At 73.1% G+C, this 21,859-nt stretch carries 19 protein-coding genes and 1 pseudogene; 8 read left to right on the plus strand and 12 right to left on the minus strand.

The genetic code is table 11. The features are described from left to right. Positions 1-9 precede the first annotated feature (9 nt). A complete protein-coding gene (locus tag OHO83_RS36665; RefSeq protein WP_266668069.1) occupies positions 10-1,221 on the plus strand; it encodes a trans-sulfuration enzyme family protein in 1,212 nt (403 codons plus the stop codon). Positions 1,222-1,309: 88 nt separating this feature from the next. Here OHO83_RS36665 and OHO83_RS36670 read toward each other — a convergent pair whose 3' ends face one another. The 3 genes from OHO83_RS36670 to pdxR form a co-directional block, all read right to left on the minus strand. Further along, positions 1,310-2,761, minus strand: a complete 1,452-nt coding sequence (locus tag OHO83_RS36670; protein ID WP_266668067.1) for a GNAT family N-acetyltransferase — start codon at positions 2,759-2,761, stop codon at positions 1,310-1,312. 96 nt (positions 2,762-2,857) lie between these two features. Next, positions 2,858-4,441, minus strand: coding sequence for an alkaline phosphatase D family protein (locus tag OHO83_RS36675; RefSeq protein WP_266668065.1), 1,584 nt, complete (start codon positions 4,439-4,441; stop codon positions 2,858-2,860). A gap of 176 nt (positions 4,442-4,617) precedes the next feature. Next, complete coding sequence (gene pdxR, locus OHO83_RS36680) at positions 4,618-6,096, minus strand: MocR-like pyridoxine biosynthesis transcription factor PdxR (RefSeq protein ID WP_330280344.1); 1,479 nt, start codon at positions 6,094-6,096, stop codon at positions 4,618-4,620. Positions 6,097-6,143: 47 nt separating this feature from the next. On the opposite strand from pdxR, the pseudogene OHO83_RS47065 reads away from it, so the two are divergent. After that, positions 6,144-6,500 (plus strand): annotated as a pseudogene (locus tag OHO83_RS47065) (EamA family transporter); the annotation flags it as partial. 516 nt (positions 6,501-7,016) lie between these two features. Here OHO83_RS47065 and OHO83_RS36690 read toward each other — a convergent pair. Continuing rightward, entirely contained in the window at positions 7,017-7,847 is an 831-nt protein-coding gene (locus tag OHO83_RS36690; RefSeq protein ID WP_266668061.1) for an alpha/beta fold hydrolase, read from the minus strand. A gap of 184 nt (positions 7,848-8,031) precedes the next feature. Here OHO83_RS36690 and OHO83_RS36695 point away from each other — a divergent pair, with 184 nt between their 5' ends. Together OHO83_RS36695 and OHO83_RS36700 are read left to right on the plus strand one after the other, a co-directional pair. Beyond that, entirely contained in the window at positions 8,032-8,910 is an 879-nt protein-coding gene (locus OHO83_RS36695; protein WP_330280345.1) for an RNA polymerase sigma-70 factor, read from the plus strand. A 260-nt stretch (positions 8,911-9,170) separates the two neighbouring features. Next, a complete protein-coding gene (locus OHO83_RS36700; RefSeq protein ID WP_266668057.1) occupies positions 9,171-9,938 on the plus strand; it encodes a GntR family transcriptional regulator in 768 nt (255 codons plus the stop codon). Between the two features lie 91 nt (positions 9,939-10,029). Here the strand turns inward: OHO83_RS36700 and OHO83_RS36705 are convergent, their stop codons facing one another. The 3 genes from OHO83_RS36705 to OHO83_RS36715 form a co-directional block, all read right to left on the minus strand. Further along, entirely contained in the window at positions 10,030-11,187 is a 1,158-nt protein-coding gene (locus OHO83_RS36705) for an ROK family transcriptional regulator (RefSeq protein ID WP_266676180.1), read from the minus strand. Positions 11,188-11,304: 117 nt separating this feature from the next. Continuing rightward, positions 11,305-11,955, minus strand: coding sequence for a response regulator transcription factor (locus OHO83_RS36710; protein ID WP_330280346.1), 651 nt, complete (start codon positions 11,953-11,955; stop codon positions 11,305-11,307). A gap of 45 nt (positions 11,956-12,000) precedes the next feature. Further along, positions 12,001-13,233, minus strand: coding sequence for a sensor histidine kinase (locus OHO83_RS36715; protein WP_330280347.1), 1,233 nt, complete (start codon positions 13,231-13,233; stop codon positions 12,001-12,003). A 108-nt stretch (positions 13,234-13,341) separates the two neighbouring features. Between OHO83_RS36715 and OHO83_RS36720 the strand changes: the two genes are divergently transcribed. From OHO83_RS36720 to OHO83_RS36735, 4 genes are all read left to right on the plus strand, one after another. Then, entirely contained in the window at positions 13,342-14,271 is a 930-nt protein-coding gene (locus OHO83_RS36720; RefSeq protein ID WP_266668051.1) for an ATP-binding cassette domain-containing protein, read from the plus strand. Between the two features lie 2 nt (positions 14,272-14,273). After that, positions 14,274-15,011: an ABC transporter permease gene (locus tag OHO83_RS36725; protein WP_266668049.1), complete on the plus strand. Its 738-nt coding sequence runs from the start codon at positions 14,274-14,276 to the stop codon at positions 15,009-15,011. A 65-nt stretch (positions 15,012-15,076) separates the two neighbouring features. Further along, positions 15,077-15,511, plus strand: coding sequence for a hypothetical protein (locus OHO83_RS36730; RefSeq protein ID WP_266668047.1), 435 nt, complete (start codon positions 15,077-15,079; stop codon positions 15,509-15,511). A gap of 90 nt (positions 15,512-15,601) precedes the next feature. Continuing rightward, entirely contained in the window at positions 15,602-16,408 is an 807-nt protein-coding gene (locus OHO83_RS36735; protein ID WP_329436210.1) for an SAM-dependent methyltransferase, read from the plus strand. Between the two features lie 40 nt (positions 16,409-16,448). Here the strand turns inward: OHO83_RS36735 and mug are convergent, their stop codons facing one another. The 5 genes from mug to OHO83_RS36760 all read right to left on the minus strand — a co-directional run bounded on the left by mug (position 16,449) and on the right by OHO83_RS36760 (position 21,781). Next, on the minus strand, positions 16,449-17,018 hold the full coding sequence (gene mug, locus OHO83_RS36740; RefSeq protein WP_266676178.1) for a G/U mismatch-specific DNA glycosylase: 570 nt from the start codon (positions 17,016-17,018) through the stop codon (positions 16,449-16,451). After that, the gene (gene purB / locus OHO83_RS36745) at positions 17,015-18,457 is read right to left on the minus strand and encodes an adenylosuccinate lyase (RefSeq protein WP_266668043.1); all 1,443 of its coding nucleotides are present in this window, start codon (positions 18,455-18,457) and stop codon (positions 17,015-17,017) included. Before purB ends, mug begins: the two co-directional genes overlap by 4 nt. 105 nt (positions 18,458-18,562) lie before the next feature. After that, positions 18,563-19,351 carry an SGNH/GDSL hydrolase family protein gene (locus OHO83_RS36750; protein WP_329436212.1) on the minus strand — a complete coding sequence of 263 codons (789 nt, stop codon included), beginning with the start codon at positions 19,349-19,351 and terminating at the stop codon, positions 18,563-18,565. A 79-nt stretch (positions 19,352-19,430) separates the two neighbouring features. Next, a complete protein-coding gene (locus OHO83_RS36755; RefSeq protein ID WP_266668039.1) occupies positions 19,431-20,444 on the minus strand; it encodes a hemolysin family protein in 1,014 nt (337 codons plus the stop codon). After that, positions 20,441-21,781: a hemolysin family protein gene (locus tag OHO83_RS36760; RefSeq protein WP_266668037.1), complete on the minus strand. Its 1,341-nt coding sequence runs from the start codon at positions 21,779-21,781 to the stop codon at positions 20,441-20,443. The genes OHO83_RS36755 and OHO83_RS36760 overlap by 4 nt, the downstream gene beginning before the upstream one ends. Between the last annotated feature and the right edge of the window lie 78 nt (positions 21,782-21,859).

Raw genomic sequence — 21,859 nt, forward strand, 5'->3', positions numbered from 1 at the left:
CTGTCCTCCATGGACCACGACCTGTACGCAGGGACGCGCCCGGGCCCCGCCCACCGGCGGGCCCTGGCCACCGAAGCCGTGCACGCCGGCCGCGACGACCTCGCCGGACTCGGGCTGCACGCCCCGCCCATCGACCTGTCCACCACCTACCCGTCGTACGACAGCCGCGGCGAGGCCGCCCGCATCGACGCGTTCGCGGCGGACGGCGTCGTCGACGAGGGCCCGCCGGTCTACGCCCGGCTCGGCAACCCGACCGTCGGCCGCTTCGAGACGGCGCTCGCCCGGCTCGAAGGGACCGAGAGCGCGGTCGCCTTCGCCAGCGGCATGGCCGCGCTGACCGCGGTGCTGCTCGTACGGAACGGTGCCGGGCTGCGCCACGTCGTCGCCGTCCGGCCGCTGTACGGATGCAGCGACCACCTGCTCACCGCCGGGGCCCTCGGTACCGAGGTGACCTGGGTCGATCCGGCGGGCATCGCGGACGCGATCCGGCCCGACACCGGGCTCGTGATGGTGGAGTCCCCCGCCAATCCGACGCTCGCCGAACTCGATCTGCGGGCCGTGGCCCACTCCTGCGGAACGGTCCCGCTCCTCGCGGACAACACCTTCGCCACGCCGGTGCTCCAGCGGCCCGTCGAGCACGGCGCGCGGCTGGTGCTGCACAGCGCGACCAAGTTCCTCGGCGGGCACGGGGACGTCATGGGCGGGGTCGTTGCCTGCGACGAGGCGTTCGCCCGGCAGTTGCGTCAGGTGCGGTTCGCGACGGGCGGCGTGCTGCATCCGCTCGCCGGCTATCTGCTGCTGCGCGGCCTCGCGACGCTGCCGGTGCGCGTGCGGGCCGCGTCGGCGACGGCGGCCGAACTGGCGGCGCGACTGTCCCGGGACCCGCGCGTCGCGCGCGTGCACTATCCGCGGATCGGCGGCGCGATGGTCGCCTTCGAGACCGTGGGTGACCCGCACGAGGTGATCCGGACGGTCCGGTTGGTGACACCTGCGGTCAGCCTCGGCAGCGTCGACTCGCTCATCCAGCACCCGGCGTCCATCAGCCACCGCATCGTCGACGCCTCCGACCGCAGGTCGGCCGGGGTGAGCGACCGGCTGCTGCGGCTGTCGGTGGGTCTGGAGGACGTCGAGGACCTGTGGGCGGACCTGGACCAGGCCCTGGGGGAGCCGGGCGGCATCACGGGGCGTGCGACCGCGGCAGGCCTGCGGGTGCCTGAGTGATGTAGAGCCGCCTGCCCGGACCGGCCGGTAAGAGGAGGGGACCGGTCCGGGCCGGCTCGCGTGGAGTCGGTCCCGGCCGGCCCGGTCCTCAGTGCTGTTCGGCCTGCTCGTACGCCGCGCGGGGCCCCTCGTACGGCAGCCGCGACCTGACCGGGGCCGCCTCCAGCCGAGCGGTGATCACCAGCGTGCCCTCCTCGATCTGGTAGTCGAGGGGCAGCCCGAGACCGCGCATTGCCGCGACCATCCCGGTGTTGGACGCCTGGGTGACCGCGTACACGCTCTCGCAGCCCGCCTCGACCGCCATCGCCACCAGGCGGCCGAGCAGCTCGGTGCCGATGCCGCGGCGCTGCCAGTCGTCCTCGACGAGCAGCGCGATCTCCGTCTCGTCGCCGTCCCAGAGCAGATGCCCGAGGGCGACGATCCGGCCCGACGCGGTCTGCGCGGCGAGCGTGCGGCCGAAGCGGGGGCTGAGCAGGTGGTTGAGGTAGCGGTCCGCGTCGCCTACGGGCCCGTGGTAGCGCTTGCCCAGCGTCGCGCGGGAGCAGCGCTCCTGCATCGCCTTGGCCGCCTCCACATCGTTCGAGTCGGCCCGGCGCACGGTGATCGCGTTGCCCTCGGGGAGCGTCAGGACGTCCTGGCTGCGCGGGATGCGCGGGCCGAGCCGCGCGTCGAGCTCGACCAGGGCGCGGGCGCGCGCGAACTCGGTCGGCGTGAACGGCAGATACGGCCGCTCCACGGTGATCACGCCGCCTTCGGGGGCCCGGAGCCGTATCACGGTTCCTTCGAGCGCCCCCTCCACCGGTGCGCTCTCGGTCCTTCGGCCGCCCATTGTCGTGGCCGGCAGTGACCTGATGGTGCACCGCCCGAGCAACTGGCGCAACGCCAGCGGGAGTTCGGCGGCGTCCAGGGCGGTGCGCGTGGCGAGACCGAGGATGCGGGTGGGCGCGTCCACGAGGTCGTGGGCGTCGGCCCGCTCGATCCAGGTGCCACAGCCGCCGGCCTGGGCCACGACCCGGCTGAGTTCGGCGGTGGGCAGCTCCTGCGGCGCGCGCAGCAGGAACTCGTCCACGGTGCCCTCACCCAGGGGGTGTGTCTGGAGGCTCAGGATGTCGACCCGCAGCGGGGCGAGCGCGGTGCACAGCGACGCGAGCGACCCCGGCTCGTCACGGACCGTCGTCCGCATGCGCCACAGCGCGGTGGCCGCGGCCTGGTGCGTCGTCTGCGGGCCGGCGGCCGCGGGGACCTCTGTGTCGGGCTGTTCCGACTGCCCGGCGCGCTCCGAGGGGAGCCGCCGGGCGTCGGTATCGCCTGTCGGGGGTGCGTGGTTGTGGCGTCGTGCCCACCATGTGTGGAAGCCGGCCGTGGCGAGCAGCGCCACGGCCGAGACGGCGAGCAGCGCGGGGCCGTCGGGGCCGTGACCGACGAGGTTCGCCACGCCGTCCGCGACGGCCACGGCCGTGAACAGGGCGGCGAGCTCGACGACGTCGCGCCGCCAGTGGTGGACGGGGCGGCCGTTCCTGGTCCGCCTCACATCAGACATGTCTGGACTCATGCAGCCACTGTGAAGGAACCGTGTTGCGTGATCACGAACGCCTTGTGACCGATGAGTAAAGACTGCTTACGTCCCGTTTGTTGACTACTGTCCTACTCGCCCCGGCTGGAGCACCTTGGAGAACAGTACGTCGCCGCCCTGCTGTCGCAGCCGTACCGTCAGTTCGCCGCTGCCGCCGTCGATGTCGACCTCGCCGAAATACTGCGGGGTCTCCATGGGGGACGTGTTGGCCCGGTCCGGCGCCTTGATGAAGCTCTGCTCGGGGCCGAAGGTGGCGTCCAGCTTCACCGCCTGGAAACCGCCCGCCGCCAGCGGGCCGGAGACGAACTCCCAGAACGGCTCGAAGTCCTGGAACGCGGCGCGCGACGGGTCGTAGTGCTGCGCCGACGTGTAGTGCACGTCCGCCGTGAGCCACAGCGTGCCCGTGATCCGGTCGTGCTTGATGTGGCGCAGGAGCTCCGCGATCTGCAGCTCGCGGCCGAGCGGCGCTCCCGGGTCGCCCTGGGCGACGGCCTCGAAGTTCACCTTGCCGTCGGCCACGACCAGGCCGAGCGGCATGTCGGAGGCGATCACCTTCCAGACGGCCCGCGACCGCGACAGCTCGCGCTTGAGCCAGGCCAGCTGCCGCGCGCCGAGGATCCCGGTCGCGTCGTCGGGCTGCCGGCCGGGGGAGTTGGCGTTGCGGTACGAGCGCATGTCGAGCACGAACACATCGAGCAGAGGGCCGTGCCGCAGGACCCGGTACACGCGGCCCTCGTCGTCGCCCGGCGGCAGCGTGGACACGGGGAAGTACTCGCTGAACGCCCGCAGGGAGCGCGCGGCGAGGACGTTCGTGTCCTTCTCCGTGTAGCGGGCGTCGTCCAGGATCTGGCCCGGGTACCAGTTGTTGTGCACCTCGTGGTCGTCCCACTGGACGATCGACGGCACCTGCGCGTTGAAGCGGCGCAGGTTCTCGTCGAGGAGGTTGTAGCGGAACGCGCCGCGGAACTCGGCCAGCGTCTCGGCGACCTTGGACTTCTCCTCGGTCGTGACGTTCCGCCACACGCGGCCGTCCGGCAGCGTGACGCTGGGCAGGATCGGGCCGTCGGCGTAGATGTTGTCGCCGCTGCACAGGAAGAAGTCGGGGTTCAGGGCGCGCATGTCCTCGTACACGCGATAGCCGCCGAGCTCCGGGTTGATGCCCCAGCCCTGGCCCGCGATGTCGCCCGACCACAGGAAGCGCACCCCGTCGCGGCGGCCGACGGGGGTGGTGCGGAACGTGCCGGTGACGGGTTCGCCCGTGCGGCGGGGGTCGTCGGGGTCGGCGAGCACCACGCGGTAGTGGATCTGCTCGCCCGGCGGCAGGCCGCGCAGGCGGGTGGTGCCCGTGAAGTCCGTGCCTGCGCCGATCAGCGGCCCGTGCCACTTGGTGGCCCGGCGGAACGACTCCGTCGCGGAGGTCTCCACGATCATGCGGGCGGGGCGGTCGGAGCGGGTCCAGATCAGCCCCGAGTCCGCGCCGACGTCGCCTGCCTGGACACCCCATGCCGCCTTCGGGCGACCCGACAGGGCGAAGGCCGGTGCGGCGGCCGCGCCCACGGCGGGCAGGGCCAGCGCGGCCGAGGCGGCGAGCGAACCGCGCAGCACCCCGCGGCGGCCGGGCAGAGAACTCGGCGGACGGTGTGACATGAATACGCCTCCAGAAACGGGTTCCGACGACAGTGCGGTGCCACCACTGCGGGGCGCCGCGGCGAAGCCACACCTACGGGTTCACCACGGCGCGCACGCGAACCCCAAGTGAACAACTGCCCCTGGGGGTCGGGGAACCCGGCGCGCTGCATCGCCTCACACGACCACACCGCCGTTCACGCGCGCGTGGCCCCCTCCTGGACCGCGCGCGCCAGGAGACGTACGCCTTCCGTGATCCGGGCGGGCGGCAGATGCGCGTAGCCGAGAACGAGGCGCACTCCGCCGTCTCGGCTGTCCGAGGTGCCGTAGTGGGTCAGCGGGCGGACGGTGACCCCGGCGGCCGAGGCCCGTTCGAGGAGCCCCTCCTGCTGCCCGTAGCGCTCGGGGAGCCGGGCGATGACGTGCAGTCCGGCGGCGATCCCCGTCACCTGGGCGCCCGGCAGATGCGCGTGGAGCGCGGCCACGAGGGTGTCGCGGCGCTCGCGGTAAGCGCGCTGGCAGCGCCGCAGCTGACGGTCGTAGTCGCCGCGCTCGACGAAACGGGCCAGGAGGGCCTGGTCGAGGGCCGGATTGCCGAGATCCATGTAGCGCTTGCGCTCGACGACCTCGTCGGTCAGCCCCGCGGGCACGACCATCCAGCCGAGCCGCAGCCCGGGGGCGAGCGACTTGCTCACCGATCCCGTGTACGCGACATGCTCCGGGTCGAGACCCTGAAGCGCGCCCACCGGCGCGCGGTCGTAGCGGAAGTCCCCGTCGTAATCGTCCTCGATGACGAGGCCGTCCATCGACCGTGCCCAGTCGAGGAGTTGAGTGCGGCGCGCCGGTGAGTAGGCGATGCCCGAGGGGAACTGGTGGGACGGCGTCGTCACCGCGGCGCGCACCCCCGAGTCCCGCAGAGGCCCGATGGCCAGCCCCTCGTCGTCCAGCGGGAGCGCGGTCGTGCCGATACCGGCCGAGGCGAACAGCGAACCGAGATCGGGGCTCCCGGGGTCCTCGACGCCCACGGACCGCTCCCCGCGCGCGTGCAGCACGAATCCGAGCAGCGTCACCGCCTGCGCCACCCCGGAGCAGACGATGATCCGCTCCGGATCGGCGACCACGCCCCGCCGCCGCGAGAGCAGTCCGGCCAGCGCGGTACGCAGCCGGGGGATGCCCCGCGGGTCCGGATAGCCCAGCATGTGGTGCGGCAGTTCGGCCAGCACTCCGCGCTGCGCCGCCGCCCACGCGGCGCGCGGGAACAGCGACAGATCGGGGCTGCCCGCCACGAAGTCGGCCCGGGTGCCCGGCGGACGGGGCGCCAGGTCCCGCACACCGCCGGCCGCCGCGGCGCGCACCGCCCCGCCCACCCAGGTCCCCGCACCGCGCCCGCTGCGCAGATACCCCTCGGCGGTCAACTGCTCGTACGCCTCGGTGATCAGCCCGCGCGAGACGCCCAGATCCGCCGCGAGATCGCGGCTCGACGGCATGCGTGTCCCGGGCGCGAGCCGCCCCGACCTGACGGCGTCCCGCAGCGCCGCCTGGAGACCGCGGCCACGCGCGCGTGCGGGCGCCGATGCGGCGGGCAGCAGTAACTCCCATGCGGCGGAAGGAGGTTGGACCCCGCCTTCCGCGGCGCCTGGACCGGCCGCACGCGGATTGGTCCCCGATGACGTCATGAACGTGGACCTTAATCCGGGCCGCCGCCCTCCCTAGCGTCAGGGCCATGAACCCGCACTCGATCCGAGGGGCCCTGCCGGCCGCCGTCGCCTGCGTCCTCGTCGGCGCGTCCTTCACCGCCAACAGCGTCCTCGGGGACTACCCGTACGCGGGCGGCCAGTTCCTCCGGTACGCCCTCGCCTGCCTGCTTCTGGTGCCGCTGCTCGGCAGGAGCGGCATGGCGCCGCTGCGCCACCTCACCGGGCGCCGATGGGGGCGGCTCGCCCTGCTGGCGGCCGTCGGGATGGTCGGCTTCAACCTCGCGGTGCTCGCCGCGGAGCGCACCGCCGAACCGGCCGTCCCAGGAGTCTTCGTCGGATGCGCCCCGGTCGTCGTGGCGGTGCTCGTGCCCGTGCTCGCGGGCCGGAGGCCCCAACGGGTCGTCCTCCACGGGGCGTTGCTGGTCGCCCTCGGCGCGTTCACCGTCCAGGGCTGGGGGCGCACGGACACGGCCGGGCTCCTCTTCTCCGTGGGAGCCCTCATCGGAGAGGTCGGTTTCGCCGTCCTCGCAGTGCCGGTGCTGCGCCCCCTCGGCCCGAAGCTGCTGTCCTGCACCGTTTGCGGGCTCGCCGCCCTGGAGTCGGCCCTCTGCGGCGCCGTGCTCGACGGCACGGCCATGCTCCGCGTACCCGACGCCACCGAGGCGACGGCCCTGCTGTGGCAGGCCGCCGTCGTCACGGTGATCGGCTTCGTGTGCTGGTACCTCGGCATGCAGCGCGTCGGCGCCGAGCGCGCCACCCTGTTCTCCGGGCTCATCCCCGTGGCGGCGGCGTGCACCGCGCCGCTCGTCGGGACCGGGACGTACGGCGCCGCGCAGGCCGTCGGCAGCGCGCTCGTCGGCGCCGGAGTGGCGCTCGGCTCCGGGGTGTTCGGGGTGCGGTCAGCGGCTGGTGTCCAGGATGACGCGGGAGACGAGCGCCGGATCGTCGCTCATGGGGACGTGACCGCAGCCGGGCAGCCGCACAAGGCGGGCCCCGGGGACGGCGTGCTTGGCCCTGATGCCCTGGCGGCGCAGCAGCAGCCGGTCGCGGGTGCCCCAGGCGACGGTCACCGGGATGTCCGGCACGTCGTCCGTGAACCGCACCTCCAGACCCGCGGCGAGGGTCTGGGCGAACCCGGGAGCGTGGCGCAGGGCCAGCGTCTCCGCGACGACCGCGTCGGGTGAACGACGGCCGGGGCGGGCGTAGATGGTGCTCGTCAGGGCCGTCCGTCCCGCGGCCGAGCGCGCGAGCCGCTCGATCGCGGGAACCGGCAGCGCCCGTGCGCCCTGCCGCATCGCGCGCAGCGTACCGAAGGCGTAACGGCGCTCGGCCTGCGACCAGAACCCGCCGGGCGACAGCGCGGTGACCGACCGTACGAGCTTCTCGCGGCCGAGCTCCAGCGCGAGCAGACCGCCCAGGGAGTTGCCGGCCACATGCGGCCGCTCGATGCCGAGAGCCGCGCAGAGCGAGCCGAGCGTGGCCGTCACCGTCGGAAGGTCGTAGGCGACGCCGTCGGGCAGCGCGGGAGAGGCGCCGAAGCCCGGCAGATCGATCGCGATCACGTCGCGTTCGGCGGCCAGGACCGGGATCACGGGTGCCCAGGCCTGCCAGTGGTGGCCGATCCCGTGCAGGAGCAGCAGGGGCTCCCCGGTGCCCACGCGTTCGTACGCGACGGTCACCTCACGGGGGCCACCGGGGGTTTCGATGCTGAAGGACACCTCTGTGGCCATGTCGCTCCCTGTCCCCGACGCCCGAGCGACGGTTCCTTAGACGGCTTGTCAGCAACAATTACCGCTCAGTAGCCTTCAGTTCAAGGGGGAGCGGGCGAGACAAGGTCCGGCGTGGCGCCGTTTGTGGTCATCGCCGCACCGATTCCGCCTGGACACGCACCGTCGCGTCCATTGGGATGGAGGAGTGGCAACCGACACCGTGACTGAGGTCTTCGAAGAGCACCGGCCGGTCCTGATGGGGGTCGCCTACCGCATGCTGGGCCGCGTGGCGGACGCCGAGGACGTCGTCCAGGACGCCTGGCTGCGCTGGGCACAGGCCGACCGCGACGAGGTGCGCGAACCACGCGCCTATCTCGTCCGCGTCGCCACCCGCCTCGCCATCGACCGACTGCGGCAGGCACAGGTCCGGCGTGAGGCGTACGTGGGTCCCTGGCTGCCGGAGCCGCTGGCCACCGACTTCGGGCCGACCGCGCCCGACACCGCGGAGGCGGCCGTGCTCGCCGAGTCGGTTTCGCTCGCCGTCCTCGTCGTCCTGGAGTCGCTCTCGCCGTTGGAGCGCGCCGTGTTCGTGCTCCGCGAGGCGTTCGGGTTCCCGTTCGCCGAGATCGCCACCACGCTCGATCGCAGCGAGTCCGCCGTGCGCCAGCTCGCGGGACGCGCCCGCAAGCACGTGGACGAGCGCCGGCCGCGCTTCGACGTCGACCCTGTCGAGCGGCGCGACCTCACCGAGCGCTTCCTCGCGGCCGCGACGGGCGGGGACCTGGAGGGTCTGATGACGCTCCTCGCGCCCGACGCGCGTCTCGTCGGCGACAGCGGCGGCAAGTCCAAGGCGCCGCTGCGCGTCATCGAGTCCGCCGACAAGGTGGGCCGATTCCTGCTCGGGGCCGCCAAGAGCGGCGGCACCGGATTCACCTTCCGGATCGTGGAGCTGAACGCGGGGCCCGCCGTGCTCGCGCTCGTCGACGGCGAGCCGGACAGCGTCTTCCAGGTCGACATCGCCGACGGCCACGTGCAGTGCGTATACATCGTGCGTAACCCGGACAAGCTCATGTCGCTCGCCTGACGTCCCCTCCGCGGCGTCCGCCGTCACCGAAGCCCCCGCCCCGACAGGGCGGGGGCTTTCGTCGTTTCGCGAACGCGGTGTGAACGCTCTGCGGACCGCCATGAACGCTCTGCGGCGCAGCCCCCTCGGGCCCCGGCACGGACCGAGGATTGGTCTTGACCAAGTCGGAGGGCGGGCCTACCCTCGCAGAGATAGTGCAGGAACCTTTAATAAACAAGGGCGCTAAACGCCGCCGGGACACGGCGATTGCGGAGGACAGGGTGGGGACCACGCAGTTGGAAACGGCGCCGGAGCCGAAGTACTGGCACCTCAAGACCGTGCTGACCGAGGCACTCGACTCCGAGTTCGCCGTGGGAGAGATCCTGCCGAACGAGCGGGACCTCGCGGCCCGCTTCGGAGTCGCCCGTGCCACGCTCCGCCAGGCGCTCGAACAGCTCGAACTCGAAGGCAGGCTCCAGCGCCGCCGTGGCGTCGGCACCACCGTCGCCCCGCCCCGCGTGGGCGTGGCGGTCGACTCGTCCGACGACCAGGAGTGGCCCGGCGCCGACGACGGTGAGGCCTGGCAGGCCGTCGACAGCGAGCCCGCGGTGCCGCCGGCGGCCGTGGCCCGCATCCTCGGCACCGCGCCCGACGAGCGCGTCCACCGGGTGCGCCGTACGCGCGTGTCGCACGGCCAGCCCGTCGCCGCCGAACTGCTCTACGTACCCTCGTCGTCCGTGCCCGAACTCTCCGCCATAGACGCCCCGTCCGGGCCCTCACGCGCGCGTGTGGTGCTCCGCGAACTGGGGCGGCTCGGGCTCGAGGGCCAGGACCGCGCCGTCGAGCTGGGCTCGGCCCGTGCCGACGACGCGAAGGAGCTCGACCGGCTGCCGGGCGCGCCCGTCCTCGTCGTCACGACCCGGTTCTTCAGCGAGGGCGAGACGGCCGCGGTCTCCGTGGCCACCTACCGTGCCGACACCTGCCGCCTCACCTTCGGCGACTCGGGCGGCGTCGAGATCCACCACGGCCCGGACCGCCGCGCCTCCTGACAGAGGCGAGACGAGACCCGCGCGCGTCACGTTCCGCAAAAGGCCCACCGTGATCCTCCACGGTGGGCCTTCGGCGTCTGTGTGTCTTGGGCTAGCGGCGCGCCGTGACCGTTCCCTCGACGGCGAACAGCTGCTCCTCGACGTGATCCAGCGCGAGCCGCAGCGCCCCGGTCGCCACCGCCGCCTCGCCCAGAACCGACAGGGCCACGCGCGGCGGACGCAGGCAGTAGCGGGCCAACTCCCGGCGCAGCGGCTCCAGTACGCCGTCCAGGCCGGCCGCCCAGCCGCCCACGACCACCAGCTCCGGGTCCAGGGCGAGCACCAGCGCCGCCACGTCGTGCACCAGGCGCTGGAGGAACCGGTCGACAGCCGCGCCGGCCCGCTCGTCGCCCTGGCGCGCGAGAGCGAAGACCTGCGCGACGGCCTGCTCGTCGAGCGGGTGCAGCGGCTCGTCCGTCGTCGAGAGCAGCGTCTCGGGGCGCACCTCGCGTCCCAGGAGGTGCAGCGCGCCGATCTCCCCGGCCGCGCCGCCGTACCCGCGGTGCAGCCGACCGCCGATCAGCGCGCCGGCGCCCGGGCTGAGCCCCGCCAGCACGAACACGATGTCGTCGGACTCGGTCGCCGCGCCCTTCCAGTGCTCGGCCACCGCCGCCGCGTTCGCGTCATTCTCCACCAGGACGGGGCACTTGAAGGAGCGCCGCAGCCGCTCGCCCAGCTGCAGCCCCGTCCACTCGGGCAGGGCGGTGCCGAGGCGCACGGTGCCGTCGGCCTCCACGATGCCGGGGCTGCCGACGCCGACCGCCCGCAGCGAGTTCCGGGCGACGCCCGCGCGGCGCAGCAGGTCCGCGACCGCGGTCCGCAGCCGCTCGAGGCGCTCGTCGGCCGGAGCGGTCTCGTCGACGTCCTTCGCGGCCGTGCCGAGCACCTTGCCGTCCAGGTCCGACAGGACGGCGGCCACGCGGTGCGGGCCGATCTCCAGACCCAGCAGGTGCCCCGCCTCGGCCCGGAAGCGGAACCGTCGCGCGGGCCGCCCCTGGCGCCGCGTCCCGCTGTCGTCGACGGCCGTCTCGACGACGAGCCCCGCCACGATGAGCCCTTCGACGACGCCCTCGACCGTGGGCCGGGAAAGCCCGGTGACCCGGGTGATCTCCGTGAGCGTCGCGAGATCCGTGGCGCGCAGGGCATGCAGCACCACCGCGGAGTTGATCCGCCGTAGCAGGGAAGGGTCCCCGCCGGTCAGCCGCCCCAACGTCCGTCCTCCCAGCTCGCGCGTGTTGGGCGGATCGTACTCGCCGCGGCGGACACCGGCGAGCGCGGGTGCACTTCTGCGTCCCGCGACGGTCAGCCGGGCGGGACCAAGGGGCACTCAGCCGGGCGACACGAAACCGGATTCGTACGCGGCGATGACGGCCTGCGTCCGGTCCCGCGCGCCGAGCTTGGCGAGGACGGCGCTCACATGCGACTTGACCGTCTCCGTGCCGACGACGAGCCGCTCGGCGATCTCCGCGTTGGACAGGCCCCGCGTCATCAGGCGCAGCACGTCCGCCTCCCGCTCCGTGAGCGCGGCGCGGTCCAGCGCCTCGCGTGCCGACCTGTTGCCGTACTCGGCCGCGAGCCGCCGCACGGCCGCCGGGAACAGCAGGGAATCGCCCTCGGCCACGAGCCGGACCGCGTTCACGATCTCGGCGGGCCGCGACCGCTTCAGCAGGAACCCGTCGGCACCCGCCCGCAGCGCCCCGTAGACGTACTCGTCGTTCTCGAACGTCGTGATGACCAGGATCTTGGGCGGCTCGGACACACTGCGCAGCACCGCGCGCGTGGCCTCGATCCCGTCCAGGAGAGGCATGCGCACATCCATGGCGACGACGTCGGGACGCAGCTGCCGGACGAGCGGGATCACCGCGGCGCCGTCGGCCGCCTCGCCCACGACCTCGATGTCCGGCTGCGCCGAAAGCACGGCGCGCAACCCCGCGCGGACCAGCGGTTCGTCGTCGACGAGGAGCACGGTGAGCGGCATCCGGACAGCCTAGGGGAGCGGTCGGGACGTACGTGAGGACGGGGATCAGCCGAGCGGCAGTTCGACGTGCACCCGCCACTGCCCCTCGTCGGGCCCCGTCCGCGCCCGGCCGCCGAGGAGCGCCGCCCTCTCCCGGATGCCCCGCAGACCGCTGCCGCTGCCACCGCTGCCTCGGCCGTTCACCGGTGCGCCCGCGGGAAGCGGATTGCGTACATCGAGCCACAGGCGGGCGTCGTCGACCGTGACGGCGACCCGGATCGGGACGGTCCCCGAGTGGCGCAGCACGTTGGTCAGCGCCTCCTGGAGGATGCGGTAACCCTCTCTGGAGACGGGACCGGGCACCGTGTCCAGCGCGCCGAGCACCTCCACGTCGACCTCGGCGCCCGAGGCGCGCGCCGAGTCCAGCAGGCGGTCCGCCTCCGTGAGCGTCGGCCGGCGGCTCGCGGGCTGCCCCGACTCGCGCAGCACCAACAGAACGCGCTCCAGGTCCTCGAGGGCCGCCCTGCCCGTCTCCTCGATGGCGTCCAGGGCGCGGTCGGTGAAGGCCGGATCGGCGGCCGCCCGCGCCGCGCCGGCCTGCACGACGGCGACGGTCAGCGCGTGCCCGATGGAGTCGTGGAGTTCGCGGGCGATGCGATTGCGTTCGAGCAGCTGCTCGGTGCGCTCCTCCAGGGCGGCCAGGCGCTCGGCCGCCGACGGCCCGAGCAGACCGAGGGCGGCCGAGGCCATCAGGCGCCCGGCGAGCGCGACCAGTCCCAGCAGCACCAGCGGCGGCACCGGCACGAGCAGCGCGTACGCCCAGCCGTGCCCCGGTACGGGGATGAGGGACTCGGCCTCGACGGGGCCGCCCGACGCGGCGTCCACCAGTTCCAGGGCGAGAGCCATGAGCTGGCCGGTCACGAACGCGACCGCGCAGCCTGCCCACAGACGCAGCACCAGCCACACCGCGGTCCTGCCCCGGTCGCGCCACGACGCCGACGGCGCCACGGACACCCCCGCCTCCCGTGGACCCGAACCGCCGTCCACGCGCGCGTGGGCACCGGGAAACAGCATCAGGCGGGCCTGAAGACCCTCGGCCCTGCGCACCACGGGGATCACGGCCGCCGCCAGGAGGAGCGGGACCGGAATCAACAGCATCAGGACCCACTGCGCGTACCCCGGCCGGGTGAGCCCCGGGTACACGGCCCCGCACACGAGGGCGATGATCGCGCCGACGAGGAGGTGCAGCCAGCGGGTGTACGTGACCGCGCGGGTCAGCGGCGCGAGGAGGCGGGACATGCCGCCATCGTGCCAGCGGTGCGGGTGCGGACGGCTCCCCCTCATGGGGGAGACGCTCTCCACGCCCGGGGGAGGACCCGGCGGGGGCGCGGCCGGAAGGCTGGAGCCATGACCAGCATCGACGTCCAAGAGCTCACCAAGGAGTACGGCACGACCCGCGCGGTGGACCGCCTGACGTTCACCGTCGGGCCCGGCCGGGTCACCGGATTCCTCGGCCCGAACGGCGCCGGGAAGTCCACCACCATGCGCCTCGTCCTCGGGCTCGACCGGCCCACGTCGGGCACCGCCACACTCGGTGGCCGCCCCTACGCGACGCTCGGCGAACCCCTGCGCGAGGTCGGCGCCCTCCTCGACGCCCAGGCAGCCCACGGCTCCCGTACCGCCCGCGACCACCTCCGCGTCCTCGCCGCCTCCCACCGCATCCCGGTACGCAGGGTCGACGAGGTCCTGGAACTCGCCGGCATCGCGGCCGTCGCCGGACGCCGGATCAAGACGTTCTCGCTGGGCATGCGCCAGCGACTCGGCATCGCCGCCGCACTCCTCGGAGACCCGCAGGTCGTGATGCTCGACGAGCCGTCCAACGGCCTCGACCCCGAAGGCATCATCTGGATCCGCGAACTGATGCGGAGCCTCGCCCGCGAGGGACGCACGGTCCTCGTCTCCAGCCACCTCATGAACGAGACCGCCACCTTCGCCGACCATCTCGTCGTCCTGGGCCGGGGAAGGCTCCTCGCCGACACCCCGATGCGGGACTTCATCGACGCGCACAGCGAACGGCGCGTCCGCGTCCGCACCACCGACCCCGCGAGCCTGCGTGCCGCACTTCGCCGCAAGGGTCTCGAAGCCGTGGCAACCGGCGACGGCCGCTGGACCGTCGCCGGGGCACGCGCGGAGGAGATCGGCGCGCTCGCCGCCACCGGCGGCATCCCCGTCCTCGAACTCGCCGACGAATCCGCCTCCTTGGAGGAGGCCTATCTCGCCCTCACCGCGGGCGCCACCGAGTTCGCGTCCGCCGCGACCCCCCTCCAGGAGGCCTGACGATGTCGACCACCGCCGTGCTGCGTTCCGAATGGATCAAGGTGAGGTCGGTGCGTGCCAGCGCCGGCTCGCTCGTCGCCATTTTCGTCACGACCGTCACCATCAACATCCTGGCCTCCGCCGCGGTCGGGCAGGCCGAGGCCGACAACGAAGGCGCCGACCTCCTCTTCGGAGCCTTCTACGCGCTCAACTTCGGCCAGATCGCGGCCATCGCCTTCGGCACGACGGCCGTGTCCTCGGAGTACCTCAACGGCGCCCTGCGCGTCTCCCTCGCCGCGGTCCCCGACAGGAACCTCCTCTACGCCGCGAAGATGACGGTTGTCGGCGCCCTCGCCGTCATCGCGGGCCAGCTCACCTCGTTCGTCACCTTCCTGTCCGGGCAGGTGTTCATGGGGTCCTACGCCCTCGGGCTCGGCGATCCGGGCGCGCTGCGCGCCTGCGTCGGAGGCGGCCTCTACCTCGCGCTGATGGCCCTGTTCGCGGCCGGTCTCACCGTCGTCCTGCGCAGCGCGGTCGCCGTCCTGAGCCTGCTCATCCCGTTCATCCTGATCGTGTCCTTCGTCGTGGGCGACATGGCCGCCTCCGTCGCCGACTTCCTGCCCGACCACGCCGGACAACAGGTCCTGCACCAGGACCCGGTCGGGACGCTCGGGCCGTGGTCGGGACTCGCCGTCACCGCCGGGTGGGCGGCGGCCGCGCTCCTCGCCGGCTGGTGGGCGCTGCGCCGCAGGGACGCGTGAGGGCAGGGGCTCGTAACCGCCGGACGCCCCGCCAAATGTCAGTGGTGGCCGCTTTACTGGACGCCATGAGCACCGCACAGCATCTCGCGACGATCGACCTGCTGCGCTCCCGTGAGTTCCCCGCGGAGCACGGCAGGTCGGACGCGGGCTCCGGCGGACCGGGTTACCACATCGCGGAGTTGGCGACCTGCGACGCGCTCCAGGAGGCGGCCCCCGAGGGCGCCGCTCAGGACCAGTGGATCGCCGACCGGGACGGGCTCTCCTCGGTGCTCACCGAGCGCTGGGGGAAGCCGCAGTGGTTCAGCCTGTGGAGCGTCAGCCTGCGCGCGGTCGAGGGCGGCGAGGACATACCGGAGCCCTGGGCCGCGCTCAGCGCGTACGTGCCGGACGTTCAGGTGTGGCAGGCCGACGGGCGGTGGATCGTACTGGGCATCCCGCTCGGCGCCGAGGACCTGCCGTTCCGGCTCGTCGCCGCCGTCACGGACGTGGACCCGCCCTGATGACGCGCCTGGACCCGGCATGCGGGAACTGCCGTGCCACCATGGGATCTTGGCATCGGATCATGGCACGACCGAGGTGAGGGAGAGCACGTGAGCGAGCAGAGCGGGCAGGAGCCGGGGGAGCGGACCGCGAACCACATCGCGCACAACGCCCGCGTGTGGAACTACTGGCTCGGCGGCAAGGACCACTACGAGGTGGACCAGCAGGTCGGGGACCAGGTCACCTCCATGTACCCCAGCATCGGCGAAGTGGCTCGCGCCGACCGGGCGTTCCTCGGCCGCGCGGTGACCCTCCTCGCCGGCCAGGCAGGCATCCGCCAGTACCTCGACATCGGCACGGGCCTGCCCACCGCCGAGAACACCCACGAGGTCGCCCAGCGCATCGCCCCCGACTCCCGCGTCGTCTACGTCGACAACGACCCGATCGTGCTCACGCACGCCCGCGTGCTCCTCACCAGCACGGACGAGGGCGCCACCAGCTATGTGGACGCGGACGCGCGCGACCCCGCGGCCATCCTGCGCGCCGCGTCCGGCACCCTCGACCTCGGCCGGCCGGTCGCCGTCATGATGCTCGGCATCCTGAACTTCATCCTCGACACCGCCGAGGCCACGTCCATCGTGCGCCACCTCCTGGACGCGGTCCCCTCCGGCAGCCACCTCGTGCTCACGCACCCCACGCTGGAACTGGGCGGCGAGGGGAACGAGGCGGCGATGCGCTTCTGGAACGAGAACGCGACGCCGCCGATCACCGCACGGAGCCGGGCCGAGATCGAGGGCTTCCTCGACGGACTCGACATCCTGGAGCCGGGCCTCGTCTCCTGCGCGCGCTGGCGGACGGACGGTGCCGACGGGGGGCCGCTCGTCGCCCAGTTCGGTGTCGTGGCCCGCAAGCCCTGACGAATGCCGTGACGCAAGCCCCGACCCACCACGCGCCGCGTCAGCCGGGGAGCCCCACGCCGTCGTCCTCCGAGGCGGCGGCGCGCAGCCGCCCGTACTCCTCGGCCATCGCCGCCGCCGTCCAATGCGCGTTCAGGCCACTGGGGTTGGGCAGCGCCCACACCCGGGTCCCGCCGATCATCCGGTCCTGCGGGCCGATCCTCGCCTTCGGCTCCCCGAAGGCCGACCGGTAGGCCGTCACGCCCACGACCGCGAGCCAGCGCGGCCGCAGCCGCTCCACCTTGGCGGTGAGCAGGCGGCCGCCGTCGCGGTACTCCTGCGCGCTCAGCTCGTCCGCCCGCGCCGTGGCCCGCGCGACCACGTTCGTGATCCCGAGCCCGTACGACAGGAGTTCCTCCTGCTCGGCGGGGGCCAGAAGGCGGGGCGTGAACCCGGACAGGTGGAGCACCGGCCAGAAACGGTTGCCGGGGCGCGCGAAGTGGTGGCCGGTCGCCGCTGTCATCAGGCCCGGGTTGATCCCGCAGAAAAGCACGGAGAGGCCGCTCGCGACCACATCGGGAACGATGCGGTCGCGAGCGGCCTCCAGGTCCGCGGGGGTCAGCCGGGTCAGAGGATCGCTCCGGGCGTGTAGCCGGCGGCCTCCGGGTGCTGCTTGACGATCTCCTCGACGCGCGCGACGACGGTGGCGACCTGGTCGCTGGCCGCACCCGTGAACGACAGCTTGTCGGCCATCAGCTCGTCGAGCCCGGCACGGTCCAGCGGGATGCGGGAGTCCGCGGCGAGCTTGTCGAGCAGCTCGTTGCGCTCGGCGCCCTGCTCGCGCATGGCGAGGGCCGACGCGACGGCGTTCTCCTTGATGGCCTCGTGGGCCTCCTCGCGGCCGACGCCCGCCCGCACCGACGCCATCAGGACCTTCGTCGTGGCGAGGAACGGCAGGTAGCGGTCCAGCTCGCGGGCGACGACGGCCGGGAACGCGCCGAACTCGTCGAGCACGGTCAGGAACGTCTCCAGAAGACCGTCGAGCGCGAAGAACGCGTCCGGCAGCGCGACGCGGCGCACCACGGAGCAGGAGACGTCGCCCTCGTTCCACTGGTCGCCCGCCAGCTCCCCGGTCATCGACGCGTAGCCGCGCAGGATGACCATGAGGCCGTTGACGCGCTCGCAGGAGCGGGTGTTCATCTTGTGCGGCATCGCGGACGAGCCGACCTGGCCCGGCTTGAAGCCCTCGGTGACGAGCTCGTGCCCGGCCATCAGACGGATCGTCTTGGCGGTCGAGGACGGCGCGGCCGCGAGCTGTACGAGCGCGGTGACGACCTCGTAGTCGAGGGAGCGCGGGTAGACCTGGCCGACCGAGGTGAACGCCTGCGAGAAGCCCAGGTGGCCCGCGATGCGCTGCTCCAGCTCGTCGAGCTTCGCCGCGTCGCCGCCGAGCAGGTCCAGCATGTCCTGCGCGGTGCCGACGGGGCCCTTGATGCCGCGCAGCGGGTAGCGGGCGAGCAGCTCCTCGACCCGGGCGTACGCGACGAGCAGCTCGTCGGTGGCGGTCGCGAAGCGCTTGCCGAGGGTCGTGGCCTGCGCCGCGACGTTGTGCGAGCGGCCCGCGATCACCAGCTCGCCGTACTCGCCGGCCAGCTTGCCGAGGCGCGCGAGGACGGCGACGGCGCGGTCGCGGACCAGCTCGAGGGAGAGGCGGATCTGGAGCTGCTCGACGTTCTCCGTGAGGTCGCGGGACGTCATGCCCTTGTGGACCTGCTCGTGGCCGGCGAGGGCGTTGAACTCCTCGATGCGGGCCTTCACGTCGTGGCGCGTGACCTTCTCGCGCTCGGCGATGGAGGCCAGGTCGACCTGGTCGAGCACGCGCTCGTAGTCGGCGAGAGCGGCGTCCGGCACCTCGATCCCGAGGTCCTTCTGCGCGCGCAGCACGGCGAGCCAGAGCTGACGCTCCAGCTTCACCTTCTGCTCGGGGGACCAGAGAGTGGCGAGCTCGGCGGAGGCGTAGCGTCCGGCGAGAACATTCGGGATACGGGGCTTTGCAGGCGCAGCAGTCACGTGTACGGATTCTACTGGCGATTCGTGCAGGCCAGCGCCAGGGTCCCCTTCGTCGGAAGCTACGAGGGCGGGGCACCCGGCGCGCGCCGCCCCCGTCACGGCAGGTCAGCCGCGCGGAGCCTCGTACGGCAGCAGCTCGGGGCGCTTCGCCGGGCGGCCGTCGCCGGAGGAGCGGCCCGTCAGACGGCGGCCGATCCACGGCACCAGGTGCTGCTTGGCGAAGCGGACGTCGGCGACGCGGCGCGTGCCCCATCCCGGCGGCGCGGTCGGCGGGAGCACGGCCTGCCAGTCGCCCTCGGGCTCGTGGCCGAGCGCCTGCCAGACGGCCTCGGCGACCCGGCGGTGCCCCTCCGCCGTCAGATGCAGCCGGTCCACGTCCCACATGCGGGGGTCACCGAGGGCGGGCGGCCCGTACAGGTCCACGACCACCGCGCCGTGCCGCGCCGCGAGGTCGTCGATGCAGGCGAACAGCTCCTCCATGCGCGGCCGGAAGCGCTCCATCACAGGCCCGTTGCGGCCGGGGCTGCGCATCAGGACGAGCTGCTCGCAGGCCGGCGCGAGCTTTTCGACGGCCTCTTCGAGGAGCCCGCGCACCCGGCCCATGTCGACCTTGGGGCGCAGGGTGTCGTTGAGCCCGCCCACCAGCGTGATGACATCGGCGCCCATCGCGGCGGCGACGTCCACCTGCTCGTCGACGATCTGGCCGATGAGCTTGCCGCGCACGGCGAGGTTCGCGTAGCGGAACCCGGGGGTGCGGGCCGCCATCCGGCCGGCCAGTACATCGGCCCAGCCGCGGTAGGAGCCGTCGGGCAGCAGGTCGGACATGCCCTCGGTGAACGAGTCACCGATCGTGACGAGGCTGCTGTAACTGGTGTGGTCGGCATTTTTCTGCATGGCGGAAGCGATGGTAACCCGGGCCCCGGGACGGCCGACTCGGCGCCGTGTGCCCGACGTCGGGCACACGGCGCCGAGATCACACCGGCTGTCCGAACAGCTCCCGCAGGACGTCCTCCATCGTCACCAGACCGGCGAGCCGCCCGTCGGCGCCGAGGACCGCCGCCACGTGCGTGCGGCTGCCGCGCATCGCCGAGAGGACGTCGTCGAGCGGCGTCGTCTCGCGGACGCGCGCGATCGGGCGCATGTCCGGAATCCGGAACGGCAGATCGCGCGGCGACGCGTCCAGGGCGTCCTTCACATGCAGATAGCCGACGATGCGGCGGTTGTCGTCGACCACGGGGAAGCGCGAGAACCCCGACCGGGCCGACAGTTGCTCCAGCTGTTCCGGGGTGACGCCCACATGCGCGTAGACCACCCGCTCCAGCGGCAGGACGACGTCCCTGACCGGGCGGCGGCCCAGTTCGAGTGCGTCGCGCAGGCGCTCCTGGGCGCGGTCGTCGATGAGGCCCGCGTCGCCCGAGTCCTTGACGAGTCGGGCCAGCTCGTCGTCGGAGAACGTCGCGGACACCTCGTCCTTGACGTCGACGCGCAACAGCTTGAGCAGCCCGTTCGCGAAGGCGTTGATCATGAAGATCACGGGACGCAGCGCCCTCGCCAAGGTCACCAGCGGCGGCCCGAGGAGCAGGGCGCTGCGCACCGGCTCGGCGAGCGCGACGTTCTTCGGGATCATCTCGCCGAGGAGCATGTGCAGATACGTGGCCACCGTCAGCGCGATCACGAACGAGATCGGGTGGATCAGCCCGTGGGGCACGCCGACCGCGTCGAACACCGGCTCCAGGAGATGGGCGATGGCGGGTTCGGCGACGATGCCGAGCACCAGGGTGCACAGCGTGATGCCGAGCTGCGCCGCGGCCAGCAGGGCCGACACGTGCTTCAGGCCCCACAGGACGCTCTTCGCCCGCCGGTCGCCCTCGTCCGCGTGCGGTTCGATCTGGCTGCGGCGTACGGAGATCAGGGCGAACTCGGCGCCCACGAAGAAGGCGTTGACCACCAGCGTCGCCAGGCCGATCAGAAGCTGGATCGCGGTCATCGGTCCCCCTCCGGGGCGTCTTCGGACCGCTCGGTGAGCGGCGCGTGCATCAGGACGCGGGCCGCGCGGTGGCCCGCGGCGTCCACGACGTCGAGCCGCCATCCGGCCACCCCGACGCTGTCGCCGACGGCCGGGATCCGGCCGAGCTCGGCGGCGACCAGGCCGGCGAGGGTCTCGTAGGGGCCGTGGGGGACGCGCAGGCCGACCCGCTGGAGCTGGTCGGTGCGGGCGGCGCCGTCGGCGGAGTAGAGGGCGCGGCCCTCGTCGTCCGCGCCGGCCGGCGCGAGGTCCGGCGTCTCGTGCGGATCGTGCTCGTCCCGCACCTCGCCGACGACCTCCTCGACGATGTCCTCCAGGGTCGCGACGCCCGCGGTGCCGCCGTACTCGTCGATGACGACGGCCATCGTGCGCTTCCCGGAGAGCCGGTCGAGGAGCCGGTCGACGGTCAGGGTCTCGGGTACGAGGAGCGGCTCGCGCATCAGATCGGAGACGGAACGGCGGCCCCGGAGTTCGGCCGGCACGGCGAGGACGTCCTTGATGTGCGCGACGCCGACGACCGAGTCGAGGCTGCCGCGGTAGACGGGGAAGCGGGACAGGCCCGTGGCCCGGGTCGCGTTCGCCACGTCCTCGCAGGTGGCCTGCGTGTCGAGCGCCACGACCTGGACGCGCGGCGTCATCACGTTCTCCGCGGTGAGGTCCGCGAGGTTCAGGGTGCGCATGAACAGCTCGGCGGTGTCCGCCTCGAGGGCGCCTTCCTTCGCGGAGTGGCGGGCCAGTGCCACCAGCTCCTGCGGTCCGCGCGCGGAGGCCAGCTCCTCGGCGGGCTCGATGCCGAAGCGGCGCACCGCCCGGTTCGCGGTGTTGTTCAGGTGCGTGATGAAGGGGCGGAACGCGGCGCTGAACAGGCGCTGGGGCGTCGCGACGTTCTTGGCGACGGCCAGCGGCGACGAGATCGCCCAGTTCTTGGGGACGAGCTCGCCGACGACCATCAGGAAGACGGTCGACAGGGCCGTGCCGATGACCAGTGCGGCCGAGGAGGCGGTGGAGCGGGAGAGCCCGAGACTCTCCAGGGGCCCCGTGATCAGCTTGGCGACGGACGGCTGGGCGAGCATGCCGACGACCAGATTGGTCACGGTGATGCCGAGCTGGGCGCCGGAGAGCTGGAAGGTCAGGTTCCGTACGGCCTTGAGGGCGCCGGCGGCGCCCCGCTCACCGCGCTCGACGGCGCGCTCGAGGCCGGAACGCTCGACCGTGGTGAGGGAGAACTCGGCAGCGACGAACGCACCGCAGGCCAGCGAGAGCAGCACCGCCACGGCGAGCAGGAGCACTTCGGTCATCGGGTCACCTCCGTCCCATGATCGGGCAGGGCGGTGGGTATCGCGCGATGTCGCAGGCGCCGGGTACTGGGAGGCTCG

Origin of the sequence: Streptomyces sp. NBC_00569, from assembly GCF_036345255.1 — a bacterium.
GTDB lineage: Bacteria > Actinomycetota > Actinomycetes > Streptomycetales > Streptomycetaceae > Streptomyces.

Excerpts from the sequence above, each read along its gene's own strand:
- OHO83_RS36665 (WP_266668069.1), top strand. The coding sequence starts at position 10 with ATGGACCACGACCTGTACGCAGGGACGCGCCCGGGCCCCGCCCACCGG.
- OHO83_RS36760 (WP_266668037.1), bottom strand. The coding sequence starts at position 21,781 with ATGACCGAAGTGCTCCTGCTCGCCGTGGCGGTGCTGCTCTCGCTGGCC.
- OHO83_RS36755 (WP_266668039.1), bottom strand. The coding sequence starts at position 20,444 with ATGACCGCGATCCAGCTTCTGATCGGCCTGGCGACGCTGGTGGTCAAC.
- OHO83_RS36675 (WP_266668065.1), bottom strand. The coding sequence starts at position 4,441 with ATGTCACACCGTCCGCCGAGTTCTCTGCCCGGCCGCCGCGGGGTGCTG.
- OHO83_RS36710 (WP_330280346.1), bottom strand. The coding sequence starts at position 11,955 with ATGCCGCTCACCGTGCTCCTCGTCGACGACGAACCGCTGGTCCGCGCG.
- OHO83_RS36670 (WP_266668067.1), bottom strand. The coding sequence starts at position 2,761 with ATGTCTGATGTGAGGCGGACCAGGAACGGCCGCCCCGTCCACCACTGG.
- OHO83_RS36725 (WP_266668049.1), top strand. The coding sequence starts at position 14,274 with ATGTCGACCACCGCCGTGCTGCGTTCCGAATGGATCAAGGTGAGGTCG.
- OHO83_RS36720 (WP_266668051.1), top strand. The coding sequence starts at position 13,342 with ATGACCAGCATCGACGTCCAAGAGCTCACCAAGGAGTACGGCACGACC.
- OHO83_RS36690 (WP_266668061.1), bottom strand. The coding sequence starts at position 7,847 with ATGGCCACAGAGGTGTCCTTCAGCATCGAAACCCCCGGTGGCCCCCGT.
- OHO83_RS36750 (WP_329436212.1), bottom strand. The coding sequence starts at position 19,351 with ATGCAGAAAAATGCCGACCACACCAGTTACAGCAGCCTCGTCACGATC.
- OHO83_RS36730 (WP_266668047.1), top strand. The coding sequence starts at position 15,077 with ATGAGCACCGCACAGCATCTCGCGACGATCGACCTGCTGCGCTCCCGT.
- OHO83_RS36715 (WP_330280347.1), bottom strand. The coding sequence starts at position 13,233 with ATGTCCCGCCTCCTCGCGCCGCTGACCCGCGCGGTCACGTACACCCGC.
- pdxR (WP_330280344.1), bottom strand. The coding sequence starts at position 6,096 with ATGACGTCATCGGGGACCAATCCGCGTGCGGCCGGTCCAGGCGCCGCG.